The following is a 5,707-nucleotide window of genomic DNA, read 5'->3' as shown; positions in this document are numbered from 1 at the left end:
ATCGTGGCGTTCCTGCACGCCTCTGGCTCATCCCTACCGCCGAAGTCTCCCTCACCAATCTCGTCCGCGAATCCATTCTCGACGAAAGAGAGCTGCCGATGCGGCTCACCGCGCTGACGCCGTGCTTCCGTGCCGAGGCAGGCGCGGCGGGGCGGGATACGCGCGGCATGATCCGGCAGCATCAGTTCACCAAGGTCGAGCTGGTGTCGATCACCACGCCGGAGCAAAGCAAGGACGAGCACGAGCGGATGCTGGCTTGCGCCGAGGAGGTGTTGCGCCGGCTCGGGCTGCATTATCGCGTCATGACGCTGTGCACCGGGGACATGGGCTTCGCGTCGCAGAAGACCTACGACATCGAAGTGTGGATGCCGGGGCAGGGCGAGGGCGGCGCCTATCGCGAGATCTCGTCGTGCTCGGTGTGCGGCGACTTCCAGGCCCGCCGCATGGATGCGCGGTCGCGCGGTCCGGACGGCAAGCCGCGCTTCGTCCACACGCTGAACGGCTCGGGGACCGCAGCCGTATTCGAACGTCGCCTTGACGTCCTCGGCCTTGAACGGCTTGCCGTCGTGAAACACGATGCCCTGCCGCAGCTTGATCTGCAGCTTGTGCGGATCGAGCAGTTTGATCTCCGTCGCGAGCTCGTAAACCACCTCGTCGGGGTTCTCGAGCTTCATCGGGGTGCGGGTCAGGAAGCCCATGACATAGCCCTCGATGTTCTTCTGCGAGAGCGTGGTGTGGGCGGTCGGATCCCAATTGCCGGTGATGTTCTCTGCCGACAGGAACGTCATCGTCTTCCCCGCCTGGGCATGCGCCTTGGAGAGGAAGAAGTCGGGATCGATCTGCAGATAGCCCGCCAGGGTGGCAGCCGCGGCACCTTGCAGCAAATGGCGGCGGCTTAATTCTGAACTCATCGGCGTCTCCTTCGTGGGACAAAGCACAAGACCGGCCAAAACGGTCATGCAGACATCGTGCCACGCAGGAAAAACGACGTTTAAAGGATTCCCGGTTTGTTGGATTTGACCGTTTTGACCGATTATGCGGCGAATGGCGCTTTCGCAAGCAGCCCGCTGCCCGTTTGCCGGTCCACAGCAACGCCATGTCGACTGGAGATTCCGACCGGAGCCATAGCGGCGCAACATTTTCAGCGCTGCGAGGTCTGGAAATTGTTCGGCGTTCGGGCGGCGGCCAAAGGTGATCGAGACAAGGGACTCGTCCGCATGCCGGCGGCCGGTGCAGCTACGGGAAATAAGCCGCGGATGCTGACGATTTCGGACTCAAAAACTTTGGGGCGACGACTCCTCAAGGAAGCCGAGGCTCTTCGGCAGCAGCAGCTTACGCGGAACGAAGAAGCGCTTCGCGACGATCATGCGTTCGTCGCGCGTGTCACATCAAGGATGACTGCAGAGCCGAACGGGTTCTCAAATCAACCACAGGATGGATGGGCCATCCTGACGTGCACCTCTGAAAGTGCCTGATTTGATGGTGGGCGCACTAGGGCTCGAACCTAGGACCCGCTGATTAAGAGTCAGCTGCTCTACCAACTGAGCTATGCGCCCGGAGCCGATCCGGAATTTCCCGTTCGGGACGCGGTCGTTTACCAAGGCGGGCACAGGATGTCCAGCCAGCCGGACGACTTTTTCGGCCTGATGCGAAGTTTTCGTGACGGACCAAAATGGACGCGTTCGCAGCGGCTTGTCGAAGGATTCAGCCATTCGACTGAAGTGTGAGCCGCAGCGCGCCGTCGCTTGCGGCCGACATATCCCCAGGGACCAGAGCAATCGGCCGCCCTGCCCGGCCGCACGGAGCGCCGTGCGGCCGGAGCCATGCGGAATCAGAGCCGGTGCGGGCCGTCACTGTCGTCCATATTGCCGGGTCCGCGATCCCAGCCGGGGCCACGGCCGAAGCCTGGGCGATCGAAGCCCGGACCACGATCGTCGTTGTCGCGGTCGCGGTGCATGAAGTGGCGGTGATGATGGCCGCCGAAGCCACCCATACGCTCGAAACGCGTCAGCACCTTGAGCCGACGCTTCTGGCCATCATCGAGCGACTTGTAGAGCGGGTCGGCCGCGTCTGCGACTTTCTTCAGGGCCGCGGCGGTGGCCGCCATGTTGTCGGCGCGGTCGCGCATCCGCGCCACCGGATCGGCATTCGCCGGATCACGCTCCTCGTCGCGCGTCTTCATCCGCGCCTCGGCGCGGTCGATACGCAGCTTGACCAGATCCTTCACCGCAGCCTCGACCGGCGGCCACAGCTTCTCCTGATCGGGCGTCAGCTTGAGCCCGGCATGCACGGAGGCAATGCGGGCGTCGGCGAAGGCGGAGCGATCCTGTGCGCTGAACTTCGGGCGCATGTGATCGAACCACGGACGATGCTGGGCGTAGGCGACGGTCGTGCCGGTGATCAGCAGCGCAGCGGCACCGGCGAGCAAAACCTTCTTCATGAGAACCTCCTCTCAAAGGTCACCTGAAGATCGGTCTGCGCCCGCGCGCTTGCAACTTACGGTTTGGACAGAAACCCCAGCGTTACCAAGATTTCATCCAATCCGAGCGCAACACTAAGTAACAACTCGCAACCGCTATTCATCGAATGTTCAAGAATCGGCCGGCTCACAGCATGCCGAGCATCCGCGGCAGCCACAGCGAGATCTCCGGCACGTAGGTGACGAGGCCGAGGAACGCCAGCATGGTGAGCAGCCACGGCATCACGGCCACGGTGAGTTCGGTGATACCCATCTTGGCGATGCCGGAGGCAACATAGAGGTTGAGGCCGACCGGCGGGTGGCACATGCCGACCTCCATGTTGACCACCATCAGGACGCCGAGATGCACCGGATGGATGCCGAGCTTGACGGCGACCGGAAACAGGATCGGCGCCATGATCAGCACGATCGAGGTCGCCTCCATGACGTTGCCGGCGAGCAGCAGCAGGACGTTGACGACCAGCAGGAACCAGATCCAGTTGACGCCGGCGGTCGACATCCAGTTGGCAATCAACTGCGGGATGTTTTCATTGGCCATCAGGAACGAGAACAGCACCGCATTGGTGACGATGTAGAGGATCATCGCGCTCATGTTGGCGGAGCCGAGCAGCACCCTCGGCACGTCCTTGATCGACATGTCGCGATACACGAAGACGGCGATCACGAAGGCATAGACCGCGCTGACCGCGGCCGCTTCCGTCGGCGTGAACGCGCCGCTGTAGATGCCGCCGAGCACCAGCACGATCAGCAGCAGTCCCCAGATGCAGTTGCGGAACGCGGTCCAGCGCTCCTTCCAGGTCGCCTTCGGCAGCCGCGGATAGTCGTTTTTCCAGGCGCGGTAGAACGTGGTGAAGCCGAGCAGCGACGCCAGCATGATGCCGGGAATGACACCGGCGATGAACAACTGGCCGACCGAGGCCGACGACACCCGATGGCCGGACGGATCGAGCGCGATCGAGCCGCCGGTCGCCACCGCGTACACCACCATGACGATCGACGGCGGAATCAGGATGCCCAGCGCTCCAGACGTGGCGATCACGCCGGCCCCGAAGCGCTTCGGGAAGCCCTGTTTCACCATCGCCGGCAGCATGATCGAGCCGATCGCGATCACGGTCGCGGGCGACGAGCCCGACACGGCCGCAAACAGGGCGCAGGCCATCACCGCGGCGAGGCCGAGGCCGCCGTACCAGTGCCCGACCAGCGAAGTGGCGAAGTTGATCATTCGCCGCGCGACGCCGCCATGGGTCAGGAAATTGCCGGCGAGGATGAAGAACGGGATCGCCATGATCTCGAAATTCTCGATGCCGGTGAACAGCTTCAGCGCCACCGACTCGATCGGCACGTGCGTCAGCGTGAACACATAGGTCAGCACCGTCAGGCCGAGCGCGATCGAGATCGGCATGCCGGTCAGCATCAGGGCGATCAGCAGTGCGAAGATGATCAGCGAGCTCATCGCACGGCCTCCGCGGCTTCGCTGGCTGTGCCGGGCATATGCGGCTCGTCGATGCCCTCGACCTGGCCGTGATCATGATGCGGCAGATGACCGTGACGCGCGAAGGTGTAGGCGACCTGGAGGAAGCGGAAGCACATCAGATAGGAGCCGAGCGGAATGGCCAGATAGACGATCCAGCTCGGCAGCTCCATGTCGGGCGTGACCTGGTCGGTCGCCGACAGGCCGTAGACGAACTTGGCGCCCATGGTACCGATCACCGCGGTGAACAGCGCGCCGCACAGCAGGCCGAACAGGATAGTGGCCTTGCGCACCTTCGGATTGACCACGTTGATCAGCACGTCGACGCCGACGTGAATGCCGGTGCGAACGCCGTAGGCGGCGCCGAACTTCGCCATCCACACGAACATGTAGATGCACAGCTCCTGCGCCCACGAAAGATCGATCGGAAACAGATAGGGATAGAAGATCGGAATGGTGACGAGATAGCGGTGTGCCACCGCGACGAAGATCAGCAACGTGGCCGCCCCGATCACGTCGCGATCAGGATTTCCTCGAGCCGGTCGAGAATTCGCAGGACCATTCGTTTCCCCGTGGATCGACCGCCGGGCGGCAGCGTCCCGATTGTTTGGTGATTGTCGGAGCCGCCGATCGAACGGCTCCGAAAAGAACGGCGCCCGCCGCTCGGCGGGCGCCCGAAGCGGCCTTAGTTCGGGCCGCCGCCGCTGGTCTTGACGAATTCCTCGATCAGCGCCTTGCCGACACGGTTGCCAACCTCATTGTAGACCGGAGCCATCGCCTTGCGCATCGCGGCGTCCTGATCCTTGGTCAGCGTGATCAGCTCGGTCTTGCCCGACGCCTTCATGGCATTGAGCGCGTCCTGGTTTTCCTTGGCCGACTGCGAGTTGTTCAGCTCGGTGGCTTCTTTCATCGCCTTGTTGAGCTCGGTGCGGATGTCGGCCGGCAGGCCTTCCCAGAACGCCTTGTTCACGATCACCGCGTAGCCGATGTAGCCGTGATTGGTCAGCGTGGTGTACTTCTGCACTTCGTGCATCTTCTGGGTGTACATATTCGACGGCGTGTTCTCCTGGCCGTCGACGACGCCGGTCTGCAGCGCCTGGTACACTTCGGAGAACGCCATCACCTGCGGGATGGCGCCAAGGGCGCGGAATTGCGCGTCGAGCACCTTGGACGACTGGATGCGGAACTTCAGGCCCTTGTAGTCTTCTGGGGCGATGAGCTTCTTGTTGGCGCTCATCTCCTTGAAGCCGTTGTCCCAATAAGCCAGGCCGATGATGCCCTTCGGCTCCAGCAGCTTGAACAGCTTCTCGCCGATAGGACCGTTGGTGACCTTACGCAGCGCGTCGAGGTTCGGCAGGATGTAGGGCAGATCGAACACTTCGAATTCGCGGACGCCGATCGGGCCGAACTTGGAAATCGACGGTGCCAGCATCTGCACCGCGCCGAGTTGCAAGGCTTCCAGCTCTTCCTTGTCCTTGTAGAGCTGCGAGTTCGGATAGACTTCGACCTTGACCTTGCCGCCGGTGTACTTCTCGGCCAGCTCCTTGAACTTGTCCGCCGCCATGCCCTTCGGCGTATTCGGCGCCACGACGTGGCTGAACTTGATGACAATCGGCGATTGTGCACCGGCCGGGCCGGCAAAAGCCAACACCGCGGCCGATGCCACGGCCAGGATCATGGACCGGGTCAATGTGTGCATGGCACGTCCCCCTATTGTTGTTGAGCGGTAAAACGCTGCAATCGAGCCTGTTTTCCCC

General features: G+C 62.7%; 4 protein-coding genes, 1 tRNA gene and 3 pseudogenes. 2 read left to right on the top strand and 6 right to left on the bottom strand.

Annotated elements, in window-relative coordinates; all coding sequences use genetic code 11:
- Positions 1 to 515 (top strand): annotated as a pseudogene (locus I5M_RS26750) (aminoacyl--tRNA ligase-related protein); the annotation flags it as partial.
- On the opposite strand, the pseudogene I5M_RS31670 reads toward I5M_RS26750, so the two are convergent.
- A pseudogene (locus I5M_RS31670) lies at positions 516 to 911 on the bottom strand (ABC transporter substrate-binding protein); the annotation flags it as partial.
- 99 nt (positions 912 to 1,010) lie between these two features.
- On the opposite strand from I5M_RS31670, the gene I5M_RS32535 reads away from it, so the two are divergent.
- Positions 1,011 to 1,475 (top strand): hypothetical protein, encoded by a 465-nt coding sequence (locus tag I5M_RS32535; RefSeq protein WP_148287967.1) that lies wholly within the window; start codon positions 1,011 to 1,013, stop codon positions 1,473 to 1,475.
- 5 nt (positions 1,476 to 1,480) lie between these two features.
- Here I5M_RS32535 and I5M_RS26740 read toward each other — a convergent pair.
- From I5M_RS26740 to I5M_RS26720, 5 genes and pseudogenes are all read right to left on the bottom strand, one after another.
- Positions 1,481 to 1,556: transfer RNA gene (locus I5M_RS26740), tRNA-Lys, on the bottom strand.
- A 275-nt stretch (positions 1,557 to 1,831) separates the two neighbouring features.
- Entirely contained in the window at positions 1,832 to 2,440 is a 609-nt protein-coding gene (locus I5M_RS26735) for a Spy/CpxP family protein refolding chaperone (protein WP_022724200.1), read from the bottom strand.
- A gap of 166 nt (positions 2,441 to 2,606) precedes the next feature.
- Positions 2,607 to 3,932: a TRAP transporter large permease gene (locus I5M_RS26730; RefSeq protein WP_022724199.1), complete on the bottom strand. Its 1,326-nt coding sequence runs from the start codon at positions 3,930 to 3,932 to the stop codon at positions 2,607 to 2,609.
- Positions 3,929 to 4,512: pseudogene (locus I5M_RS30695) on the bottom strand (TRAP transporter small permease). Before I5M_RS30695 ends, I5M_RS26730 begins: the two are co-directional and overlap by 4 nt.
- A 123-nt stretch (positions 4,513 to 4,635) precedes the next feature.
- Complete coding sequence (locus I5M_RS26720; RefSeq protein WP_022724198.1) at positions 4,636 to 5,649, bottom strand: TRAP transporter substrate-binding protein; 1,014 nt, start codon at positions 5,647 to 5,649, stop codon at positions 4,636 to 4,638.
- Positions 5,650 to 5,707: the final 58 nt, after the last annotated feature.

It is taken from the genome of Rhodopseudomonas sp. B29 (assembly GCF_000333455.1).
Lineage (GTDB): Bacteria > Pseudomonadota > Alphaproteobacteria > Rhizobiales > Xanthobacteraceae > Rhodopseudomonas.
This window is presented reverse-complemented; position numbering and strand designations above follow the sequence as displayed.